This is a genomic window from Pseudomonas sp. ASL9 (assembly GCF_056680335.1).
Map to the genome: position 1 here is coordinate 5,127,005 of NZ_CM155277.1, position 20,091 is coordinate 5,147,095.

Consider the following 20,091-nt stretch of genomic DNA (forward strand, 5'->3'; position numbering starts at 1 on the left):
GCCTGCCAATGTTAAGTAGAACTGCCTCGGATTTATATTGGATGTCGCGTTATCTGGAGCGAGCGGAAAACCTCGCGCGGATGCTCGACGTCAGTTATTCGCTGTCACTGATGCCCCAGGACGGGCACAGCGACGGCCTGGATGAAATGGCCATGCCGTTGTTGATCACCGGCACGCTGGACGATTACCTGGAGCGGCACGGCCAGTTGCATGCCGAACGCTTGCTGCATTTCTTTGCGCTGGATGCGACCAATCCGACGAGCATCTATAGCTGCCTGGGCTCCGCTCGCGCCAGCGCCCATGCGGTGCGCGGAAGGATCACGGCGGACATGTGGGAAAACATCAACGCCACGTGGCTTGAGATACGCGGTATCGCCGAGCAGGGCTTGAGTCGCTACGGCATCAGTCGTTTTTGTGAGTGGGTCAAGGAGCGTTCGCACCTGTTTCGGGGCGCTACCTACGGCACCATCATGCGTCACGATGCTTTCCGCTTTATCCGTTTGGGGACGTTCATCGAGCGCGCCGACAACACCTTGCGCATGCTCGATGCCCGTTACGAGATGCTCGAAGTGCTCGGGAAAAATACCGAAGCGGTCTCCGACAGTTCGGCGTACGGCTACTACCAGTGGAGCGCCTTACTGCGCGCCTTGTCGTCGTTCGAGGCTTACACCGAGCTGTATCGGGATGCGCCAGGCGCGCGTCAGGTCGCTGAATTGCTGTTGTTACGCGCCGACATCCCACGCTCGTTACGTGCTTGTCTGGAAGAAACCGGTCAGATTCTCGCCAGCCTGCCCGGCACTAATGGCCGTCCGGCACAGCGCTTGGCCGCTGAACTCGACGCACGTCTGCGCTATACCAGCATTGATGAAATTCTGGGTGAAGGCCTGCATGAATGGCTGAATGAATTCATTCCGTTAGTAGCCCAATTGGGTAACGCTATCCACACTTCATACCTGGAGGCTGTATGAGACTCTCAATTAGCCACGAGACCACTTATCACTACGAAGATCAGGTCCGCGCGAGCATCCAGTATTTGCGTCTGACGCCTCATGACAGCGAACGCCAGCAGGTGCTCAGTTGGCAGCTAACCCTGCCACGCCCGGTGCGTGCGCAGATCGATCCGTTCGGCAATATCCTGCACGTATTGACGCTAGATGAGCCTCACGAAGCGATCATCATCGGTGCCCGTGGCCAGGTTGAAATCGACGAGAAACGTGAGGCTGAGCATGAAAGCCAGTCAGCGCTACCGTTTCTGCGTTTCACCCGTCTGACCGAAGCGGATGAGGCCATACGCGCTTTTGCGCTGAAACAGTGTCACGCGCGTAAAGACCGCAGTGCCTTGATCGACTTGATGCTCGGTTTGAATCAGTACATGACTTACCGTCCGGGTTCGACAGAAGTCGATACCAGTGCTGCTGAAGCGTTTGCTGGCCGTGCAGGCGTGTGCCAGGACCACACCCATGCGTTCCTGGCCTGTGCCCGTAGCCTGGGAGTGCCAGCGCGTTATGTGTCAGGTTATCTCTACAGCGAAAACAGCGAGCATCTGGCCAGTCATGCCTGGGCAGAAGCCTGGATCGATGACGCCTGGTACAGCTTCGATGTGACTAATCAACTGTCCCGGCCTGAGCGTCACCTCAAGCTGGCGGTGGGTCTGGATTACCTCGACGCCTGCCCGGTACGTGGCATGCGCCGTGGCGGTGGCTGCGAGCAGATGCACGCCAAAGTGTCGGTCGCGCCGATTCGCGCGGTGCAGGTTCAGTCGCAGTAAGTTCGCAGTGCATCAATTTCTTCGCAGCGGGACGCGTAGTTGCAAGCGTGCTCCCACAGGGTTTTGATCTGCCGTTGGGATTGGGAGTGAATTGAGTATCGAATTACGGCAAGGCCCCTTTTCCAGAACGCCGGAGCGAGGATCCGCATGGAGGGGCAAGCGTTTTGGGGTACCTTTTTGCGGTTCGGCGTCCCGACGTCTGAAAAAGGTTCCTCGCTGTAAGAGCGAAACCGTAATTCCAACACACCCAAATGCCGGATATACACATCAAAATCAGCGCCAACATATTGTTTTTAAAGAATTAAAAATCAGTTTGATAGGAGGCCTCGCCGCGTCTCCGACGCCGCGCTGTCGCGCAGCAAACTGGTAGGAGCTGCCGAAGGCTGCGATAAGGTCGACACGACCTTCAGCAATCCAGAGTTTACGACTGCCACGCAGCCGATCGCAGCCTTCGGCAGCTCCTACGAATCTGTGTCTGGCTGAAAATATAATGACATTTATGCTTTATTTTTCAATAATTTACAGTTTGATAGGAGCAGGCTTGCCTGCGAAGAGGCCCTGACAGGCCGCGATAACCTTCTGCTATTGCGTCGCCGCTCTGCGCCGCGCCATATGCCTGAGATACCCAATCAGTTGATCCAGCTCACCATCGGACAGCATGGCTGTCGAGATGGCGGGCATTTTTGCCTGTGGCCATTGGCGCAGGCTTTGCGGGTCACGAATGTAGCGTTTGAGGTAATCGCCGGCAAAATATTCGGTGGGGCTGTGAGGCTGATTCAGGTCCGGCCCTAGCTGTGAATCGCCAGCGCCGTTCAACCGGTGGCAGGCCAGACAGTTTTTCTGAAACAGCGCAAAACCTTGGTTGACCAGATCATTGGTCGCCAGTTTTGGGTCGGGAAGCATCGCCGGAAAACGTTCCGCCACGGACGCCAATACCCGTACTTGACTGACCGCGTAGGGCCATTGTTCGGGGCTGATATTGCCGGCTTCCGGTTCGGTCCATACCAGATAAAAAGGACCGGCGCTGTGTTGGTCTTTACCGAGTGGCGGCCAAGGGTTGGATGGGTCTTCGATGGCCAGCCAAGCGCGTGTGCCAGTGTTCTCAAGCAGGGGGCCGGCTGGCATCTCCGCCGCAAATCCATCCGTGGCCACGGCCTGGAGATGATCCTTGGCACTCACGCCCTCAAGCAGCACCTCCATAGGCACTGCGCGATAAGTCATGGCGCGCTTGTAGGAAACATCCTCGGCTATTTGAATCTGCTGCGCCTGAGGATGCTTAAGCAACTGCTCGGTGTCCCAAGTATGAACCCCGTCGGGTAGTTCGACAGTCAATTGCGCGGCGTGAACAACTCCCATGTGGCTGGCCGCAAAACAGCAAACCAACGGTATGAATGCCAACCACTGACGCATAAGCACACCTCCATCAACTAAGGCTGGAAGATTGGCACAGATGCGCTTTACTTGACCGCGTATCGAACACCTTGCTTTGGCGTGGCAACGACACGATCAACCGAACAGACGGGTCATGTTCGGCACAATCAATAAAAGGGTGGTGGCGAACACAATAAGTCCCGCCTGACGAACTTTCGAATGTTTAAACATGGCTGATTGCCTTTTGTTGTTATTCCTGAGCTACTAAAGCCCACCGATTTCGTAGTGCATGAACCCGGCAGCTGGCAAAGGTGATACGACCGAACAGGTGTCCCGGCAAACCCGGCAACTCAGACGACTGCTGTATTTTTTTCGTCTGCCTGTTACACCGTTAACCTTAGGGCCCGCGTCACGCTTGGCCTAGATCTATTTCGTATCAGCTAACAACAAAAACTGATTAAAAAGGTATGAAGCCTATCGCCATCCTCCTAGTACAGCCTCTGCTAGACGCTTGGCGCGCTTGAGATTTGGGTTCTGTTAGTCAGCTACCGTTCGTCTGAGCGTGACAGTCAAGGCTAATGAGCGCTCCGGTCATTGAATCAGGTCAGGTGACGTTTAAGGTGTCGGTACAGGAATTCACTTTCCACCGCGTTCCGAGGATGTCATGACTGAAGCGTTGATTTTCGATGCGGTACGCACGCCCCGTGGCCGAGGCAAGCCTGATGGCGCGCTGTACAGCGTAAAGCCGGTAAATCTGATGGCTGGGTTGCTGGGTGCCTTGCAGCAGCGCAACCAGTTGGATACCCGTCAAGTCGATGACATTGTTCTGGGGTGCGTGACGCCAGTGGGCGATCAAGGCGCGGATATCGCCAAAACCGCGGCACTGGTCGCCGATTGGGACGTCAGCGTTGCCGGGGTGCAGATCAACCGGTTTTGCGCGTCGGGCCTGGAAGCGGTCAACCTTGGCGCGATGAAAATTCGTTCCGGTTTTGAAGACCTCGTGGTGGTGGGCGGGGTCGAGTCGATGTCACGCGTACCGATGGGCAGCGACGGCGGTGCCTGGGCGCTGGACCCACAAACCAACATGCACTGCCATTTCACCCCGCAAGGGATCGGTGCCGACTTGATTGCGACGATGGAAGGCTTCAGTCGTAGCGACGTCGATGCCTACGCCTTGCACTCCCAGCAAAAGGCCGCTCGTGCCCGCGCCGAAGGTTCGTTCAACAAGTCCCTGGTGCCGGTAAGAGACCAAAACGGCACGCTGTTGCTTGATCACGATGAGTTCATTCGCGCCGACTCGACCCTGGAAGGGTTGGGCAAGCTCAAACCGAGCTTCGAAATGATCGGCCAGATGGGATTCGATGCCACCGCGCTCCGGGTCTACAGCCATGTTGAGCGCATCAACCATGTTCATACCCCCGGCAATAGCTCTGGGATTGTTGATGGCGCAGCAGCGATGCTCATCGGTTCTGCGGCCAAGGGCTTGGCCCTAGGTCTGCGCCCTCGGGCACGTATTGTCGCGACGGCAGTGACCAGTGCCGACCCGACCATCATGCTCACCGGTCCCGCGCCGGCTACTCGCAAGGCCTTGGGCCGGGCCGGGTTAAAGGTCGAGGATATCGACCTGTTCGAAGTCAACGAAGCGTTCGCCTCGGTGGTGCTCAAGTTCATCAAGGACATGGGCATCAGTGCCGACAAGGTCAACGTCAATGGCGGTTCCATCGCCATGGGTCACCCGCTGGGAGCAACGGGGTGCGCGATCCTCGGCACCTTGCTCGATGAGCTGGAGGCTCGCCAACTGCGCTATGGCCTGGCGACACTCTGTGTCGGCGGCGGCATGGGCATTGCCACCATCATCGAACGCTATTAAGCCTGTCTCACGACTCCACCAGGATTTCTCTATGACCTCCGCCATGACTGACGCCATCCATTATGAGAAGGGTCAGGACCAGATTGTCGTCCTGACCATCGACATGCCCGGCCAGACAGCTAACACCATGAACGCAACATACCGCGATGCCATGGCTGGCATTGTGATCCGACTGAAGGCCGAGAAAGATACGATTGCCGGGATAATCGTCACCTCGGCGAAAAAAACCTTTTTCGCCGGTGGCGACCTCAACGAACTGATCCAGGTCGACAAGGCCCGCGCTCAGTGGTTCTACGCGATGGTTCTGAACCTGAAGGCGCAGTTACGCACGCTCGAAACCTTGGGAAAACCGTTCGTGGCCGCCATTAATGGCGCCGCGTTGGGCGGCGGTTGGGAGATTTGCCTGGCTTGCCATCATCGCATTGCCCTGGACAACAGCAGTATTCAGATCGGTCTGCCGGAAGTCACCCTCGGCCTCTTGCCGGGGGGCGGCGGGGTCGTGCGGATGGTGCGTATGCTCGGCCTGGAAAAAGCGCTGCCCTATTTACTTGAGGGTAAAAAGGTCAATCCGCAACAGGCGCTTCAAGCTGGCTTGATCGACCAGATCGCCAGCGACCGCGACGACATGCTTGCCAAGGCCCGCGCGTGGATCATCGCCAACCCGACCGCTAAACAACCTTGGGATGTGGCCGGGTATCAGATTCCCGGTGGCACGCCATCACACCCGAAAGTCGCGCAAATGCTCGCCATTGCGCCATCGATCCTGCAAAACCGTACCCAGGGGTGTTTTCCTGCGCCTGAAAAAATTCTCTGCGCAGCCGTGGAAGGCGCACAGGTGGATTTCGATACGGCGGAGATCATCGAAACGCGCTATTTCACCGAGCTCACCACCGGCCAGGTCGCTAAAAACATGATCGGTACCCTCTGGTTTCAGCTCAATGAAATCAATGCCGGTGGATCACGCCCCAAAGGTATTCCGGTTTACCAGACGAAAAAGGTCGGTGTGCTCGGCGCGGGCATGATGGGTGCCGGCATTGCGTATGTGAGCGCGTCGGCGGGCATCGATGTGGTGCTCAAAGACGTCAGTCAGGCGGCGGCCGAGGAGGGCAAAAGCCATTCGGCTAAATTGCTGGACAAGAAGGTCTCCAGCGGTCGAATGACTGCCGAGCAGCGGGATGCGATTCTGGCGCGGATCCTGCCCACCGAGCAGGATGCCGACCTGCACGGCTGCGACCTGATCATCGAAGCTGTGTTCGAAGACCGTGTACTCAAGGGCACTGTCACGGCGGCGGCGGAGCGGGTTGCCTTGCGTGACGCCGTCATCGCGTCCAACACCTCGACCTTGCCCATCGGCGGCCTGGCGAAGGCAATTGCGCATCAGGAGCGGTTTATCGGCCTGCATTTCTTCAGTCCGGTGGACAAGATGCAATTGGTGGAGATCATCAAAGGCGCCCACACCAGCAATGAAACCCTGGCTCGAGGCTTCGATTTCGTCCTGCAAATCAAGAAAACCCCCATCGTGGTCAACGACAGTCGGGGCTTCTTCACCTCACGGGTGTTCGGTACCTTTACCGGTGAAGGCATTGCCATGCTGGGCGAGGGCGTATCGGCGGCCATGATCGAAACTGAAGCGCGCAAGGCCGGCATGCCCATCGGGCCGCTGGCGGTATCCGATGAAGTGTCTCTGAGCCTGATGAGCCACATTCGCCAACAAACACGCGAGGACCTTGAGGCTGAGGGCAAACCTGTACAGCAGCACCCTTCGTTCGCGGTGGTCGACCTGCTGCTCAATGAGTACAAGCGCCCAGGCAAGGCCGCTGGCGGTGGATTTTATGATTACCCGCAAGGCGCACCCAAGCATTTGTGGCCAGAACTGAAATCGCGCTTCGAAAAAGCCGATGGGCAGATTGCCGCACAGGATATACGTGATCGCTTGCTGTTCATTCAGGCCATCGAAACCGTGCGCTGCCTGGAGGAGGGCGTGCTGTTGTCCACCGCCGACGCCAATATCGGGTCGATCTTCGGCATCGGGTTTGCCGCCTGGAGCGGTGGCGCGCTGCAATTTATCAATCAGTACGGGCTTAATGATTTCATCGCCCGTGCGCAGTACCTGACCGAGCAGTACGGCGAGCGCTTTGAGCCACCGGCGCTACTGCTGGACAAGGCGGCCAAGGACCAAGCGTTTTAAGGTGAGGCTAAAAGGGGGGGAGAGATTAGCGCCAGGGTGCTTGCCTTGAGGTGGTCATTCAAGGCAGGCTTTGCCGGTGCGCTATTGCCTTTACCGTGTCAGGTACTTTTTTATGTCGTTACGCATCTGCATTCTGGAAACCGATATCCTGCGTCCAGAGTTGGTCGATCAATATCAGGGTTATGGGCAGATGTTTGAGCGGTTGTTTTCGCGTCAGCCGATTCCGGCAGAGTTTAGCGTCTACAACGTGATGCAAGGTGTTTACCCGGCTGATGATGAGCGTTTCGACGCGTATCTGATCACAGGCAGCAAAGCCGATTCATTCGGCAGCGATCCGTGGATTCAAACCCTGAAAACGTACCTGCTGCTACGGTTCGAGCAGGGCGACAAGCTGCTCGGGATCTGCTTCGGTCATCAATTGCTGGCGCTGCTGCTCGGCGGCAAAAGCGAACGCGCCCATCAGGGTTGGGGGGTCGGTACGCACCGTTACACATTGGCCCCGGCGACACCCTGGATGAGCCCGGCCATCGACGAGCTGACGTTGCTTATCAGCCACCAGGATCAGGTCACAGCGCTCCCGGAAAACGCTACCGTGATCGCCTTCAGCGATTTCTGCCCGTTCGCCGCGTTTCATATCAATGATCAAGTGTTGTGCTTTCAGGGGCATCCAGAGTTCATCCATGACTATTCCCGCGCCTTGCTGGAAATCCGTCAGCAGTGTCTGGGCGAGCAGATTTACAACAGCGGCATTGCCAGCCTGGAACACGATCACCAGGGCACTACAGTGGCCGAATGGATGATGCGGTTTGTCGCGCATAAATCTGAAACGCCGCTGATCTGAGCGTAAACCGTTACGCGCTTTTGCAGCCTTCGCAGGCGTGCCTGCGAAGGTCATAGAGAACGCGCTACAACCATCCCGAACGTTTGAAGCTGGCATACAAGCCCACGCAACCTACCGAGATAAACCCGAGCACAGTGAAATAGCCATAATGCCAATTCAGTTCAGGCATGTTCTGGAAGTTCATCCCGTAGATCCCTGCCACCGCCGTTGGAAACGCCAAAATCGCCGCCCAGGCCGCGAATTTGCGCTGCACGATGCTTTGCCGCGAGGACTCCAGCAACAGACCGATTTCGATGGTTTGGCTAGCAATGTCGCGCAGGTTGGCCAAATCTTCCATTTGCCGGGTGACGTGAATTTCCACGTCGCGAAAATACGGGCGCATGTTCTTGTCGATGAACGGGAAGCTTAGTTTTTGCAGTTCTTCTCCGATCTCCACCATGGGCGCCACGTACCTGCGTAACCGCAGCAGGTCGCGGCGCAGACTGTGAATGCGCTGAATATCGACTACGTCCAACACGCCACCCAGCACGCCGCGTTCAAGTTCGTCGAGTTCGCTGTGAATGGACTCGGTAACGGGTTGATAACACTCGGTGACGAAGTCGAGGAGTGCGTACAGCACGAAATCTTCACCGTGCTCGAGCAGCAACGGCCGCGCTTCGCAGCGCTGGCGCACCAGCCCGTACGACTTCGAGTGGCCATTACGGGCAGTGATGATATAGCCCTTGCCGGCGAAGATATGCGTCTCGATGAATTCGAGTTTGCCGTTCTCGCGGACCGGTGAATACGTGACGATGAACAGTGCATCGCCAAAGGTTTCGAGCTTAGGTCGGCTGTGTGTCTCAAGCGCATCTTCGATGGCCAGTTCATGCAAGTTGAACTGACGTTGCAGATTGGCCAACTCCTCCGCATTGGGCTGTTCCAGACCAATCCAGACGAAGTGTCCGGGCTTCGCAGCCCATGCGGCACCCTCGTCGAGGGTAATGTTGGTGACTTTTTTTCCGGCGCTGTAAACCGCGGCAGCAACGACTCGGCCCATAGTAGTATCGCTTCTTCTTTTTGGGGTGGCAGTGGCATGTAGCGCTTAGCTTAACGTGGTCTGCCTGATCAGAGTCAGCAATGTCGTGAGAGTTCGCGCGCAATAAAAAACCCGAATCAACGGGCTTGGAGGCGAGCGGCGTGAATCGTTATTCGGCCAGTAATTGTTTGTCCATGGCGGCGATACAGGTTTGCATCTGCTCGCGACAGTGGGCCATCAGCATCGGCATGTCGTCCTGGCTCAAGCCCTTAGTGGGGATGGCGGGTAATGAGCGGATCATCACCCCGGTGTCGCGCCAGCGATTGAGGTGCATGTGTTTGATGTAGCTGCTGACGCACACCGGCACGATGGGCACCCCGGCCGCAATGGCCATCTGGAACGCGCCTTTTTTGAACGGCAGCAGGTCTTCGCCGAGGTTGCGTGTGCCCTCCGGGAAGACCCAGATCGAGGTGTTTTTGTGCTGCAAAGTGTCTGTGGTGGCTAGCATGGATTGCCGCGCTTTGTGCGCGTTGCCGCGATCGATCAGGACATTGCCTGCCAACCAAAACAACTGACCGAACAACGGCACCCATTTCAGGCTTTTCTTACCGATACAGACGGTGCGTGGGGGCACCACGTTGCCGAGGACGAACAAATCGTAGTTTGACTGATGATTGGCAATGATCACGCACGGTTGCGACTGCTTGAATAACGAACCCATTTGCGCGTTCAGACGAAAACGCAAAATACACATCGCAGGCCAGGCGTAGAGCCGCGCGCACAAACGGCTGTTATCCGGATTAAACGGACGGCACAGCCCCAGCAACACGCCCAGTACACCCGCAGTAATAAAGTGCAGACCCATCAACAATATGCGAAACACCAGAAGCATCAACCGGCCCGCCAGGACAAAAGGTGGCGCAGTGTACGGAGGCGCACTGAGGACGGCAATTGCCGAGGGGGGCGGTTTACTGGCGATTATTTAAGGAGATATTTCTTACGCAGGGACAGGCGTGCGCTAGAGCAGTCGTTTGAAAAAGCCTGGTAAAGGGTCAGGCTTTCCAATCGACTAAAGATCAAATCACTGAGTGTTGCTGATCCAGCACGATGGACTGATCGAGTAATTCCAGCAGCGCCTTGCGCACTTTCAGCTTGGTGTTCTTGTGCGCGACCATGTTGATCTTCTTCAATTGCAGGGCCGCCGTGCGCGCGGCGCTTTGCAGCTCTTCGGCGCTGACTACTTTGTCCAGGAAGCCTGCATCCAGAGCGCCTTTTGGACTGAACATCTCAGCGTTGATCACCGAGCGATGGAAGGCCGATTTACTCAGGCGATCGCGCGCCAATTCAATCCCGGCATGGTGCATGGTCATACCGATCTGTACTTCGTTCAAACCGATGCTGAACGGACCGTCCACACCAATCCGGTAATCCACCGACAAGAGCAAAAAAGCGCCTTTGGCCACGGCGTGCCCAGGGCAGGCAACCACCACCGGGAATGGATGCGCCAACAGCCGCCGCGCGAGGGTCGAGCCGGCCGTGACCAGGCTGATTGCATTTTCAGGGCCGGACGTCATCACCTTGAGGTCATAACCGCCCGAAAGAATCCCCGGTTGCCCGGTAATAATCACCACCGCGCGATCCTGTTCGGCCTGATCCAGCGCGGAATTGAACGCTGCGATCACCTCCGGGGAAATAGCATTGACCTTGCCATTGCTCAAGGTCAGGGTGGCGATACCGTCTTCCAGGTGATATGAGATCAGCTCACTCATGACGCGATTCCTTGTGTTGAAGTGGGGCAGACGTTACCCACCCGCGACGCCAAGGTAAAGCGCTATGAATGACTGGTGAGTCAGGGTTTGAGCGGGTGTCAACTCCGAATCATGGGGTAAAACGCGCTGCCGCAAAGGTAAACCTTGCACGTGCGGCGACGCGTTTTTTACCTGTTCATTTCCTGAACGCTCATCACTCTTCGATATCGTTCAGCTCGCAGTATTCCGCCCAGTTCATGCCGAGTGTCTCGGCGACTTGTTTATGGGCTTCAAGGCGCATTGTCTTAAGTTGTTCGGGCGACTCGGCAACCAATTGCAATGCCAGCTCCCAAGGCTCAATACCTTGAGATTCCGCCTCGTCCTCGAAGGCCCAGTGGGTCTGCTGCTTTTGTTCCTCTGGGCTCAGATTCTCGATCTCTTCCTGCAAGAAAGAGTTGCTAGCGAGAAATTTCGCCAGCGCAACTTCGTTCCACTCTAGTGCGTTCATGCTTCGTCTCCTTCTGCAGATTAACGTCGAGCTACGTGACAACCGGGGCTAGATTACACCGGAAACGAGTCACGGTCAGGCGAACCCTTCTCATGGCTCTTTTTAATATGCTATTTGCATATTTGGTTAGAATTAAAATGAATTTTGTTAATGTTATTGCGAGTGATATGGTTTTAACCAGTCGCTGGAAGCTTGAAAAAAGTTATTAAAACGGTACTTCGGGTGAAAGCTGCCTTTCTATCACTACCTTTGTAAGGGATACACGCATGGCTGCGTTCAATCATCTGACCCGCCGTCATCTATTGGGTCTGGCCAGCGTTGCTCTGGTGAGCCCGTTGCTGCTGTCATTGCCGCGCTCAAGCTGGGCCGGCGATGAGCACATGGACCACATGGCCGACCCGGGCACCGAGCCTGCGGGCACGGGTAATTTCATCCGCCTGGCAGAGCCCCGCGCTCTGAAACTGGCAGTCAACCTCAATGCAGTGTGCCTGGCACCCATTGTCATCGCCCATGGGGAGGGCTTCTTCAAGAAGCACAATCTCGACGTGGAGCTGGTCAACTTTGGTAATTCCACCGAAGTGCTGCTCGAAGCGATTGCCACGGGCAAGGCCGATGCCGGGGTGGGCATGGCGCTGCGCTGGCTCAAGGCATTGGAGCAGGGCTTCGACGTCAAACTCACCGCCGGTACTCATGGCGGTTGCCTGCGTCTGTTGCGCGCGGTGGATAGCAATGTGCGGACACTCGAAGACCTCAAAGGCAAAGCCATCGGCGTCACCGACATGGCCAGCCCGGACCGCAATTTCTTTTCCATCCTGCTGAAGAAGCACGGCATCGATCCGGTGCGCGATGTGGACTGGCGCTTTTACCCTGCGGACCTGTTGGGCACCGCACTGGAGCGAGGCGAAGTGCAGGCGGTCAGCGGCAGCGATCCGTTCATGTACCGGATGATCAAGTCCGGCAAGGCTCAGGAACTGTCCACCAATCTGGTCGAGGAGTACGCCAACCTCAGTTGCTGCGTGGTCGGTGTCACCGGTAAATTGGTGCGCGAAGATAAGCGGGTGGCTGCAGCGCTGACCCAGGCGATTCTTGAAGCTCACGACTATTCGGTAAAACATCCGGAGGCCGTGGCGAAAGGGTTCCAGGCCTATGCGCTGAATACCTCTGCCGAAGAAGTTGAAGGGATCCTGCACGATCACACCCATGGGCATCACGCTGTCGGTGTGGCACTGACCAAGGAAATCACGACCTACGTGACCGATTTGCAGACGGTGGAAGTGATTCGTCAGAGCACCAACGCGGCTGAGTTTGCCAAGGAGATCACCGCCGATGTCTTCAGTTGAGGTTTCCACGCTCGCCGCCATACCCGCCTCGAGCCCAGGTGTCAGTGTGTGGTGGCAGGGCGCTGTGGCCGTGGTGGTCTGGATCGCGGTCGCGTTGCTGATCAGCCATATGCCCAATGCCACGCGCAACTGGCCGATGACCCAAGGCCTGGCCAATGTGTGCCTGGCTGTGGCCGCAGCGATTGTGCTGCTGGGCATTCTCGGCCACTGGTCGACGAACGTCGCCGGGCGCACCCGGCCAGCGGGTGCCTGGCTGATTGCCTTGCCGATTCTGCTGGGTATCTGGGAACTGCTCACCGCCAAGCTGGGTGTGTTGCCGGTTCCGTTCTTTGCGCCGCCCCAAGCCTTGCTGGATGTGTACGTCGAAGACTGGCCTCGACTGGCAGACAGCCTGCTGCATTCAGCGCTGTTGCTTGGTACCGGGGTGGCGCTTGGCGCGGCGACAGGTTTTATCGCCGGTGTCGCCATCGGCTGGTCTAGCAGCATCGGTTACTGGTTGCATCCGGTGCTGCGCATCCTCGGTCCGGTGCCGTCCACCGCTTTGTTGCCATTGTGTTTCTTTCTGTTCCCCACCAGTTGGAGCGCCAGCGTATTTTTGATCGCGCTGGCGACCTGGTTTCCGGTCACCGTCCTGACGTGGTCTGGCGTTGCCAGCGTGGACAAAGCTTACTACGACGTGGCGCGCACCTTGGGCGCCAAGCAGGGTTTCCTTATTTTCAAGGTGGCAATACCCGCTGCGCTGCCCCATGTATTCGTCGGTCTGTTCATGGGACTTGGTGCATCGTTTTCAACGCTGGTGGTGGCAGAGATGATGGGCGTCAAATCCGGTATTGGCTGGTATTTGCAGTGGGCTCAAGGCTGGGCGGCCTACGCCAATATGTACGCGGCACTGTTGATCATGGCGCTGGTCTGTTCGGGCCTGATCTCCGCGCTGTTCCTGATCCGTGATCACCTTTTGGCCTGGCAAAAGGGAGCCATGAAATGGTAGCGCTGGCACACTCTTCGACAACACCTGCCTCTGCAGGGCTGGCACTGCGTATCGACAATCTTAGCCACGGCTTCATCTTGGACGGACAGCGTTTGCCCGTCCTGGAACACGTCTCCCTTGAGGTTGCGCCTGGTGAGTTTGTGGCCTTGCTGGGGCCTTCAGGCTGTGGAAAATCGACACTGTTGCGTCTGGTGGCGGGGCTGGAACCTACTGACTCCGGAACGCTGCTGGCAGATGGCGTGGCCATTACCGGCCCCGACCCGAGCCGCGTTGTGGTGTTTCAGGACCCGACCCTTTATCCCTGGCGGCGTGTGTGGGACAACGTTGCGCTTGGGCTTGAAGCGCAGGGCCTTCTGAAAACCCATTCTGGAAAAATCGACGCTGCACTGGAAAAAGTCGGTCTCAGTCAGTTCTCTCGGGCCTATCCGCGCCAGTTGTCAGGTGGCATGGCGCAGCGCGTGGCTCTGGCGCGGGCGTTGGTCAATGAGCCGCGTCTGCTGATTCTTGATGAGCCTTTGGGCAAGCTGGACTCGCTGACCCGCATCACCCTGCAAAAGGAGTTGATCGACCTGTGGCAGCGCCAAGGCTATACCGCGTTGCTGGTGACCCACGATGTCGAAGAAGCCTTGCTGCTGGCCAACCGCGTCATCGTCTTCAGCGACCGGCCAGCGAGCATTGTGGCGCAGCTGACCATTGAGCGGCCTTATCCGCGTCATCGCGACGACCCGTATCTGGTGGATTTGCGCCGGGAAATCATGGGTCTTCTGGGGCTGGGCGAAAGCTGGTGATCAACCGTTATGTTCATGCATAAGCGGCAAGTGGGTTTCACGGGATCTGGGGGCGCTTTCATCTGGGGTAAATATTTCTAAATATTTCAAATGGTGTGCCGATACGTAGTACACATCTCTTTGAAAGGTTGGAACGTGATGGTCTCTATCAGCAGTGTAACTATTAACAATGCGACAGCCGCTACCAGCTTGGCTAAAACCTCGTCTACTACAACGGACACAAGCAGCGCTGCAGCGACAGCTTCTGGAAGTACAACTGCCAAAGCTACCACCAAGGCGGGCGGCACCGGTGGAAGCAGTAGCAGCACAAGCAGTAGCAGCACTGCGTCGGACACGGTAAAGCAACTGCAAAAGCAGATTGCCCAGCTGCAAAAACAACTGCAAGCCCAGATGCAGGCGGTCGCAGCGGCACAGAAAAAAAACGAGTCATCGGAAGCCAAGGCGGCTGCTGTGACTCAGGCACAGTCTCAGGTGGCGTCTACCAACAGCCAGTTGGCGACAGCTACCAGCGCCTTGATCCTGGCTTTGAAGAATGAAAGCGGCAGTACCTCGGGTTCGTTGGTCAATACCCACGCGTGATGTTCTCCCCGCAATAGACTCCAATGCCAAGGGCGCTCCAGGCCCTGTGGCAGCGGAGTGGCGTTTTCCGCCGCGCTCGCTGCTGTTGGCTTCGACGCAAGGGCATTACTGCATGCGGTTTTCCCTAGTCTAGTCCTATACCGTCTTCAGATCAGTCAATGGCTTCATAGGGCAGGCCCACATCGTTATCCGCAATGGTCTGGCGCCCTGCGGTCGAACCCATGAGGTAGTCGAGTTCGGCACTCCATCAGCCGCGCAGGCAGATTTGTGAGTATTTCTCCAGTGGGTCGGTACGGCCCTCGCCATAGACCTTGAGCAAAAATCGATACAAAGTACTCACATCGCTGGCCACCAGGCTCAGACCTTTGGCGCCTGTGGGCGGGACGATATGGGCCGCATCGCCGAGCAGGAACAGACGGCCGTATTGTTACGTGACCGTGTCCGAGAGCTCCTGCCCATCGAGCACTATGTAGCCTGGCTGGGGATCAGTGCCGCGCACCTGATGTCCAGTGTCGACGACTCTCGGGGTATTCGAGCATCTGTACAGCGAGTCCATGACCCGGGTGGTACGCAACGGCCATCCGCTGTTGGTCGATCCGCTTGCGCGTAAACGCCTGGAAGACTATCTGCGGGTGCTGCCATTGGCGGGGATGACGATTCGTAAATTCGCCGACAGTCTGTTCGTACAGGATTATCGAGAAGGCCGTTATCCATAATTATTTAGCTATGGAGAGCGCGAATTTTTTAAAATCAGATTGAACTTTATCTAGAGAGACTGGGCCATAGGTTTGTACCCAGGCGGCGCTTACCTATGGCGTCACCCACAAAAGCAAGAAAAGCGACATGTCTGATGTAGACAGCAGCCGATTTGTCATTTGGGCCGCGAGGCGCGCGCGCCCCCAAGTCCTGACGCTGGATTACGGCACTTGCGTACCGATGGGGTGGTATTTTTCTCCTGCCCGCGAAAGTGCATCTTACGTATTTGGAGATAAATTCAATTCATTTGAGTGTTCGGCTATGTATTCACAATTTCTGCGAATGATAAGATTGAGCATAAATTATGCTGATTTGAACCTACTTGAGTGATTGTTAAACATGCAGGAAACACGGACCGCTGAAGAAGCCAAAGCTTGGCTGGAACAACAAGGCAAATCTGTTCAGGCGTTTGCTCGGGAGAACAGCGTAGATCCTGCCACGACCTATCAAGTGCTGGCAGGGCGCAAGAAAGGTCTACGTGGAGAAGCGCATAAAGTCGCGGTTTTGCTGGGCATGAAAATAGGCATCATCCCTTCGCCCATCCAGAACATACCTTTTCCGGCAGTTTCAGACTCAACAGGTAACCTTTAAGTTCCATTTTTCGCCATGCCAGCTAACCAAACCAGGGTCTTGCGCACACGTACAACCCTCGATCATGGCGCGCAGTTCGTCCTCACAATTGCGTTTGCGTATCGACGACGCATTCCTTCGGTAAGGTGCTCAAAATCTCCGCCAGCTCACGCCATGGATACTGGTTGTCCGTGCTCTTTACCGTACATGTAGAAAAATGCGGGAACGCTGCCGCGCTTTCACTGGCTTTCTGGCCTTCCCCACACAGTGTACAACGCACGAAAACCCCCACCTGATGCCAGCGTCGGCCATAGTCCAAAATCTGCTTGTCCAGATCTTGCAGGCTGTCATTTTTAGGGTCGGTCGTCACAACGCCACCGCGATCTGATGACGCGCGGGATAACTTGAGCATATGACGCTCCTTCATTTAAATCAGGAAGGGCGCTGCGTTAAACCACCCTGTTACGTCACGGTAGACCCGCCACCAAGTGTGAGGTTGATATAAGTCAGTAAAGCCTGTTGAGGCGAGCGTGTCTGTATGGGGTGTCCTTCTCTAACGGGTAGTCAGCGCCAGGGTTAGGGGCTCGGTGACACGCTTGTCGATGGGGCTGCTATGGCTGTATGTGTGCATACTCCTAGAGAGACCCGAACCGAGAGATCCCCCTCAATGACCCGACCTGCCAGCGGCAAGCGCCAGCGACTCCATCCGGATGTGCTCAAGCTCGGATTGGTCAGTTTTCTCACCGACCTCAGCTCCGAAATGATTTTTTCAGTCTTTGCGATCTTCTTCACCACCGTGGCGGGCGCGTCCAGTGCTCTGCTGGGATTGATCGAGGGCCTCGCAGATTTTTCAGCCTCGTCGCTTAACTACTTAGCTGGCTGGCTGTCGGATCGCAGCGGCCGACGAAAATGTTTCACTTCTGCCGGTTATTGCTTGTCCACGCTGGCCAAGTTCATCTTGTTGACGTCGTCATCCCTTGTTGGTTTAAGCTTTTTTCGCGTCATTGAGCGGCTGGGTAAGGGCTTTCGCGGTCCGCCGCGCGATGCCTGGCTGTCATCCATCGCGGTGAAGGACACGCGAGGCTACGCGTTCGGCGTGCACAAGGCTCTCGATAAATCAGGTGCCGTGCTTGGGCCGATCGTCGCCTATGCTCTGCTGTCGTGGCAGGGGGAGTCGGCGAACACGTACAGGATGCTATTTCTAGTAGCCATGGTGCCCGCAATCATCAGTGTGGTAGTGCTTGCGCGCATTCCAGACCACCCCGTCGCTGCCCATGAGCGCGAAAGCGTGCTCCAGAATTGGCATTTGCTCAGCTCCGGTTTTAAGCGTTTTTTGTTACCCGCAGGTGTGTTTGCACTGGCCTATTTCAGCCTCGGGTTCATTTTGCTCAAGGCGCATTCGGTTGGTTTCAGTGTGACTGAAATCGTGCTGCTCTATGCCTTGTTCAATGCCCTCTGCGTGGTGACTGCTCCCCTGATAGGCCGGCTGGGCGACAGGGTGGGGCGCCGCCTGATTATTATGTTGGGGTATGCGCTCTATGCGGTTATCAACCTGTGGCTGGCACTGGCCAATAGTCGTTGGGAGATAGTGGCGGTGCTTGCCATCTACGGGCTGTTTTATGCAATTGACGAATCGCAGAGCAAGGCTTTTATCGCCGACCTCGAACCTGAGCGGCGCGCTACTGCAGTGGGAATTTACAATTTTGTAACCGGTGTGTTGTATCTGCCAGCCTCTCTAATGGCGGGGGCCTTCTGGACGATTACACCGAGCCTGGCGTTTGCCGTGGCTACAGCACTTTCTTTAGCTGCCATGATAACTTTTGCTGTGGTACGACCCGCTGCCACCGCAAAAATGACGAGAACTTGAGCTGGATCAATACAACCAACCTCTGCGGCGTCTATCGATAGGTGAGAGGTCTATGTTGGCTAAACACATTGATGGGAGATCTGAAATGCGCAAGGTTCTTGTTGCTTTTGATGGCTCGGAAGATTCGATACATGCTCTGCAGTACGTCATTGATTCTGCCCGCGAGAGTACGCGGCCCTTGGAGGTTCATGTTCTCAATGTCCAGCACGACCCGGTCATCTACGGGGACTTCACGACGGCCAACATGATTGAGGACATCAACGATAGCCTTCGGGCTAAGGCCAGGAGTGTGCTTGAAGAGGCAGTGGCTTTGCTGCAGGCGGCCGGCATCGCCCTTGAAACTCATGTGGCGCTCGGCAATGTGGCGGAGCAAGTCAATGAGGCGGTTAAACAACTGAATTGCGATACCGTGGTAATGGGCACTCGTGGCCTGGGTACTTTCAGCGGGTTGCTGCTGGGCTCGGTTGCGAACCGGGTCATTCATGAAGTATCGGTGCCGGTCATACTGGTGAAGTAGCCGAAACAGGCGGCAGGAATCATGACTGCGATGAAAGCGCTTTCTCTCTCCACCGTATACCAGTTGCTTGAGCCGGGCCCCGTTGTCCTGCTGACGACCTCCAGCGGGGGGTGTAGCAACGTCATGACCCTGTCGTGGCACATGATGGTCGAGTTCGCGCCTCCATTGGTTGCTTGCGTTGTAAGCAGCGCTGATTACAGCTTCACGGCGTTACGTGCGACCAAGGAATGCGTGATCGCCATCCCCGCGCTGGAGCTTGCACCCAAGGTGGTTGAGGTCGGCAATTGCTCTGGGCGCAATGTCGACAAATTCGCGAGGTTCGGACTCACGCCGGTGCCGGCCCGCGAAGTGGCGGCGCCTCTGATCGCGGAGTGTTTCGCCAACCTTGAATGCAGGGTGGTGGATACGCGCCTCGTGAACAAATTCAATCTGTTTGTGCTTGAGGTGCTGAGGGCTTGGACCGATCCAGCGCAGAAGGCTCCCAGGACCCTCCATCATCACGGCTATGGCAAGTTTGTGGTCGACGGTGAAACGATTATGTTGGAATCGAAAATGCCGTAGTTTCAGTGGGATTCCAATGGGCCTTCATCAAGGCGTTTTTTCAGGCGATACGCCGGGGCAGGATTGTCTGACCTCGCAATACTCAGCCCAGTCCATACCCGCCATCTCCGCAACTTCCTTGTGAACTTCCAGCCTTTGCGCTTCGAATTCCTCCGGGGATACCGCCGTCAATTGCAGCGTTAGCTCCCAGGCAAAGAGGCCCAAGCGCTCAGCCTCGGCTTCAAATGCCTGATGCAGTCGCTCATCGCGGTATTGTTTCATGGACACGCGGGCCGCTTGCGCCTCAAGCGGATTCAGGTTGTCGAGGTCGTAACGAAGGGCTGGGTGCGCGTCGAGAAATTTATCCAATGCTATCTGGTGTGGCTGTTCAGCTTGGGTCATGCGCATTCCTTCAGTGAGTGGGTGCTTACTTGACGATCAGTCTCATGCTTTTTCAGCGCCTTACGTGTGCCCCATCCCAAAGTGGGTACCTCATTAAGGATAGTTCCCTAGCCGTCTGCTCGTCATAACGTCGCTGTCACGGTGAGCTGATCCATTGATTCAGCCGGCCCCTCAATCTGATTGAACAACCTGAAGGAGGAGTGTTGACCTTGGGCTTATCAGTCTCGATGCGAGCCGAGCTCGAGTAGTAAACTCTGTTGCTTGCAAGGCGAAGCTCTGCACATATCAGGTATGCGATTTATTGTTAGTCGTGTGGATGCATTATGCCGCTACGTGATGAGTATGTGCTGATGGCGGGCTTTAGTGGCTTGTGTTCAGTCGACAGGACACCGGGGGAGGGGCGGCGCCTAAAACGGTTCAGCCCGGGCTGAAATT

Annotated in this window: 20 protein-coding genes and 2 pseudogenes; 14 read left to right on the plus strand and 8 right to left on the minus strand. The window is 56.5% G+C overall.

Translation table 11 applies throughout. The features are described from left to right. The first annotated feature begins 8 nt into the window (after positions 1-8). Together AC1ME2_RS23600 and AC1ME2_RS23605 are read left to right on the plus strand one after the other, a co-directional pair. A complete protein-coding gene (locus tag AC1ME2_RS23600) occupies positions 9-968 on the plus strand; it encodes an alpha-E domain-containing protein (protein WP_480437251.1) in 960 nt (319 codons plus the stop codon). Beyond that, the gene (locus AC1ME2_RS23605) at positions 965-1,768 is read left to right on the plus strand and encodes a transglutaminase family protein (RefSeq protein WP_480437253.1); all 804 of its coding nucleotides are present in this window, start codon (positions 965-967) and stop codon (positions 1,766-1,768) included. The genes AC1ME2_RS23600 and AC1ME2_RS23605 overlap by 4 nt, the downstream gene beginning before the upstream one ends. A gap of 582 nt (positions 1,769-2,350) precedes the next feature. Here AC1ME2_RS23605 and AC1ME2_RS23610 read toward each other — a convergent pair. Next, positions 2,351-3,124: a cytochrome c gene (locus AC1ME2_RS23610; RefSeq protein ID WP_480442308.1), complete on the minus strand. Its 774-nt coding sequence runs from the start codon at positions 3,122-3,124 to the stop codon at positions 2,351-2,353. Between the two features lie 679 nt (positions 3,125-3,803). On the opposite strand from AC1ME2_RS23610, the gene AC1ME2_RS23615 reads away from it, so the two are divergent. The 3 genes from AC1ME2_RS23615 to AC1ME2_RS23625 all read left to right on the plus strand — a co-directional run bounded on the left by AC1ME2_RS23615 (position 3,804) and on the right by AC1ME2_RS23625 (position 8,038). After that, the gene (locus AC1ME2_RS23615; protein WP_480437255.1) at positions 3,804-5,009 is read left to right on the plus strand and encodes an acetyl-CoA C-acetyltransferase; all 1,206 of its coding nucleotides are present in this window, start codon (positions 3,804-3,806) and stop codon (positions 5,007-5,009) included. Positions 5,010-5,052: 43 nt separating this feature from the next. Next, positions 5,053-7,197, plus strand: coding sequence for a 3-hydroxyacyl-CoA dehydrogenase NAD-binding domain-containing protein (locus tag AC1ME2_RS23620; RefSeq protein ID WP_480442310.1), 2,145 nt, complete (start codon positions 5,053-5,055; stop codon positions 7,195-7,197). 112 nt (positions 7,198-7,309) lie between these two features. Beyond that, entirely contained in the window at positions 7,310-8,038 is a 729-nt protein-coding gene (locus AC1ME2_RS23625; protein WP_480437257.1) for an amidotransferase, read from the plus strand. Positions 8,039-8,102: 64 nt separating this feature from the next. On the opposite strand, the gene AC1ME2_RS23630 is transcribed toward AC1ME2_RS23625, so the two are convergent. The 4 genes from AC1ME2_RS23630 to AC1ME2_RS23645 form a co-directional block, all read right to left on the minus strand. Next, positions 8,103-9,074, minus strand: coding sequence for a magnesium and cobalt transport protein CorA (locus AC1ME2_RS23630; protein ID WP_480437260.1), 972 nt, complete (start codon positions 9,072-9,074; stop codon positions 8,103-8,105). Between the two features lie 148 nt (positions 9,075-9,222). Continuing rightward, entirely contained in the window at positions 9,223-9,945 is a 723-nt protein-coding gene (locus AC1ME2_RS23635; RefSeq protein WP_480437263.1) for a 1-acylglycerol-3-phosphate O-acyltransferase, read from the minus strand. 184 nt (positions 9,946-10,129) lie between these two features. Further along, positions 10,130-10,822, minus strand: a complete 693-nt coding sequence (locus tag AC1ME2_RS23640; RefSeq protein ID WP_480437265.1) for a crotonase/enoyl-CoA hydratase family protein — start codon at positions 10,820-10,822, stop codon at positions 10,130-10,132. Positions 10,823-11,015: 193 nt separating this feature from the next. Next, positions 11,016-11,309, minus strand: a complete 294-nt coding sequence (locus AC1ME2_RS23645) for a DUF6388 family protein (RefSeq protein WP_480437267.1) — start codon at positions 11,307-11,309, stop codon at positions 11,016-11,018. 266 nt (positions 11,310-11,575) lie between these two features. Here AC1ME2_RS23645 and AC1ME2_RS23650 point away from each other — a divergent pair, with 266 nt between their 5' ends. The 4 genes from AC1ME2_RS23650 to AC1ME2_RS23665 all read left to right on the plus strand — a co-directional run bounded on the left by AC1ME2_RS23650 (position 11,576) and on the right by AC1ME2_RS23665 (position 15,004). Continuing rightward, positions 11,576-12,649 (plus strand): ABC transporter substrate-binding protein, encoded by a 1,074-nt coding sequence (locus AC1ME2_RS23650; RefSeq protein WP_480437270.1) that lies wholly within the window; start codon positions 11,576-11,578, stop codon positions 12,647-12,649. Further along, complete coding sequence (locus AC1ME2_RS23655; RefSeq protein ID WP_480437272.1) at positions 12,636-13,637, plus strand: ABC transporter permease; 1,002 nt, start codon at positions 12,636-12,638, stop codon at positions 13,635-13,637. Before AC1ME2_RS23650 ends, AC1ME2_RS23655 begins: the two co-directional genes overlap by 14 nt. Then, on the plus strand, positions 13,631-14,425 hold the full coding sequence (locus AC1ME2_RS23660; protein WP_480437274.1) for an ABC transporter ATP-binding protein: 795 nt from the start codon (positions 13,631-13,633) through the stop codon (positions 14,423-14,425). The genes AC1ME2_RS23655 and AC1ME2_RS23660 overlap by 7 nt, the downstream gene beginning before the upstream one ends. A 138-nt stretch (positions 14,426-14,563) precedes the next feature. Then, on the plus strand, positions 14,564-15,004 hold the full coding sequence (locus tag AC1ME2_RS23665) for a hypothetical protein (RefSeq protein ID WP_480437276.1): 441 nt from the start codon (positions 14,564-14,566) through the stop codon (positions 15,002-15,004). Positions 15,005-15,155: 151 nt separating this feature from the next. Here AC1ME2_RS23665 and AC1ME2_RS23670 read toward each other — a convergent pair. After that, a pseudogene (locus AC1ME2_RS23670) lies at positions 15,156-15,431 on the minus strand (FAD-dependent monooxygenase); the annotation flags it as partial. Positions 15,432-15,534: 103 nt separating this feature from the next. Between AC1ME2_RS23670 and AC1ME2_RS23675 the strand changes: the two are divergent. Both AC1ME2_RS23675 and AC1ME2_RS23680 read left to right on the plus strand, forming a co-directional pair. Continuing rightward, positions 15,535-15,693: pseudogene (locus AC1ME2_RS23675) on the plus strand (pca operon transcription factor PcaQ); the annotation flags it as partial. Between the two features lie 406 nt (positions 15,694-16,099). Then, entirely contained in the window at positions 16,100-16,351 is a 252-nt protein-coding gene (locus AC1ME2_RS23680; protein ID WP_480437279.1) for a DNA-binding protein, read from the plus strand. An 82-nt stretch (positions 16,352-16,433) separates the two neighbouring features. Here the strand turns inward: AC1ME2_RS23680 and AC1ME2_RS23685 are convergent, their stop codons facing one another. Further along, on the minus strand, positions 16,434-16,742 hold the full coding sequence (locus tag AC1ME2_RS23685; protein WP_480437282.1) for a hypothetical protein: 309 nt from the start codon (positions 16,740-16,742) through the stop codon (positions 16,434-16,436). A gap of 255 nt (positions 16,743-16,997) precedes the next feature. Here AC1ME2_RS23685 and AC1ME2_RS23690 point away from each other — a divergent pair, with 255 nt between their 5' ends. The 3 genes from AC1ME2_RS23690 to AC1ME2_RS23700 all read left to right on the plus strand — a co-directional run bounded on the left by AC1ME2_RS23690 (position 16,998) and on the right by AC1ME2_RS23700 (position 19,275). Continuing rightward, positions 16,998-18,197, plus strand: a complete 1,200-nt coding sequence (locus AC1ME2_RS23690; protein WP_480437285.1) for an MFS transporter — start codon at positions 16,998-17,000, stop codon at positions 18,195-18,197. 85 nt (positions 18,198-18,282) lie between these two features. After that, on the plus strand, positions 18,283-18,714 hold the full coding sequence (locus AC1ME2_RS23695; protein WP_480437287.1) for a universal stress protein: 432 nt from the start codon (positions 18,283-18,285) through the stop codon (positions 18,712-18,714). 21 nt (positions 18,715-18,735) lie between these two features. Continuing rightward, the gene (locus AC1ME2_RS23700) at positions 18,736-19,275 is read left to right on the plus strand and encodes a flavin reductase family protein (protein WP_480437289.1); all 540 of its coding nucleotides are present in this window, start codon (positions 18,736-18,738) and stop codon (positions 19,273-19,275) included. A 27-nt stretch (positions 19,276-19,302) separates the two neighbouring features. On the opposite strand, the gene AC1ME2_RS23705 is transcribed toward AC1ME2_RS23700, so the two are convergent. Next, entirely contained in the window at positions 19,303-19,656 is a 354-nt protein-coding gene (locus tag AC1ME2_RS23705) for a DUF6388 family protein (protein ID WP_480437292.1), read from the minus strand. Between the last annotated feature and the right edge of the window lie 435 nt (positions 19,657-20,091).

Bases quoted from the DNA above. Each gene is read 5' to 3' on its own strand.
- AC1ME2_RS23645 (WP_480437267.1), bottom strand. From the start codon at position 11,309: ATGAACGCACTAGAGTGGAACGAAGTTGCGCTGGCGAAATTTCTCGCT.
- AC1ME2_RS23620 (WP_480442310.1), top strand. From the start codon at position 5,053: ATGACTGACGCCATCCATTATGAGAAGGGTCAGGACCAGATTGTCGTC.
- AC1ME2_RS23700 (WP_480437289.1), top strand. From the start codon at position 18,736: ATGACTGCGATGAAAGCGCTTTCTCTCTCCACCGTATACCAGTTGCTT.
- AC1ME2_RS23635 (WP_480437263.1), bottom strand. From the start codon at position 9,945: ATGCTTCTGGTGTTTCGCATATTGTTGATGGGTCTGCACTTTATTACT.
- AC1ME2_RS23695 (WP_480437287.1), top strand. From the start codon at position 18,283: ATGCGCAAGGTTCTTGTTGCTTTTGATGGCTCGGAAGATTCGATACAT.
- AC1ME2_RS23640 (WP_480437265.1), bottom strand. From the start codon at position 10,822: ATGAGTGAGCTGATCTCATATCACCTGGAAGACGGTATCGCCACCCTG.
- AC1ME2_RS23690 (WP_480437285.1), top strand. From the start codon at position 16,998: ATGACCCGACCTGCCAGCGGCAAGCGCCAGCGACTCCATCCGGATGTG.
- AC1ME2_RS23680 (WP_480437279.1), top strand. From the start codon at position 16,100: ATGCAGGAAACACGGACCGCTGAAGAAGCCAAAGCTTGGCTGGAACAA.
- AC1ME2_RS23705 (WP_480437292.1), bottom strand. From the start codon at position 19,656: ATGACCCAAGCTGAACAGCCACACCAGATAGCATTGGATAAATTTCTC.
- AC1ME2_RS23615 (WP_480437255.1), top strand. From the start codon at position 3,804: ATGACTGAAGCGTTGATTTTCGATGCGGTACGCACGCCCCGTGGCCGA.
- AC1ME2_RS23610 (WP_480442308.1), bottom strand. From the start codon at position 3,124: ATGGGAGTTGTTCACGCCGCGCAATTGACTGTCGAACTACCCGACGGG.
- AC1ME2_RS23660 (WP_480437274.1), top strand. From the start codon at position 13,631: ATGGTAGCGCTGGCACACTCTTCGACAACACCTGCCTCTGCAGGGCTG.
- AC1ME2_RS23665 (WP_480437276.1), top strand. From the start codon at position 14,564: ATGGTCTCTATCAGCAGTGTAACTATTAACAATGCGACAGCCGCTACC.
- AC1ME2_RS23655 (WP_480437272.1), top strand. From the start codon at position 12,636: ATGTCTTCAGTTGAGGTTTCCACGCTCGCCGCCATACCCGCCTCGAGC.
- AC1ME2_RS23605 (WP_480437253.1), top strand. From the start codon at position 965: ATGAGACTCTCAATTAGCCACGAGACCACTTATCACTACGAAGATCAG.
- AC1ME2_RS23630 (WP_480437260.1), bottom strand. From the start codon at position 9,074: ATGGGCCGAGTCGTTGCTGCCGCGGTTTACAGCGCCGGAAAAAAAGTC.
- AC1ME2_RS23685 (WP_480437282.1), bottom strand. From the start codon at position 16,742: ATGCTCAAGTTATCCCGCGCGTCATCAGATCGCGGTGGCGTTGTGACG.
- AC1ME2_RS23650 (WP_480437270.1), top strand. From the start codon at position 11,576: ATGGCTGCGTTCAATCATCTGACCCGCCGTCATCTATTGGGTCTGGCC.
- AC1ME2_RS23625 (WP_480437257.1), top strand. From the start codon at position 7,310: ATGTCGTTACGCATCTGCATTCTGGAAACCGATATCCTGCGTCCAGAG.
- AC1ME2_RS23600 (WP_480437251.1), top strand. From the start codon at position 9: ATGTTAAGTAGAACTGCCTCGGATTTATATTGGATGTCGCGTTATCTG.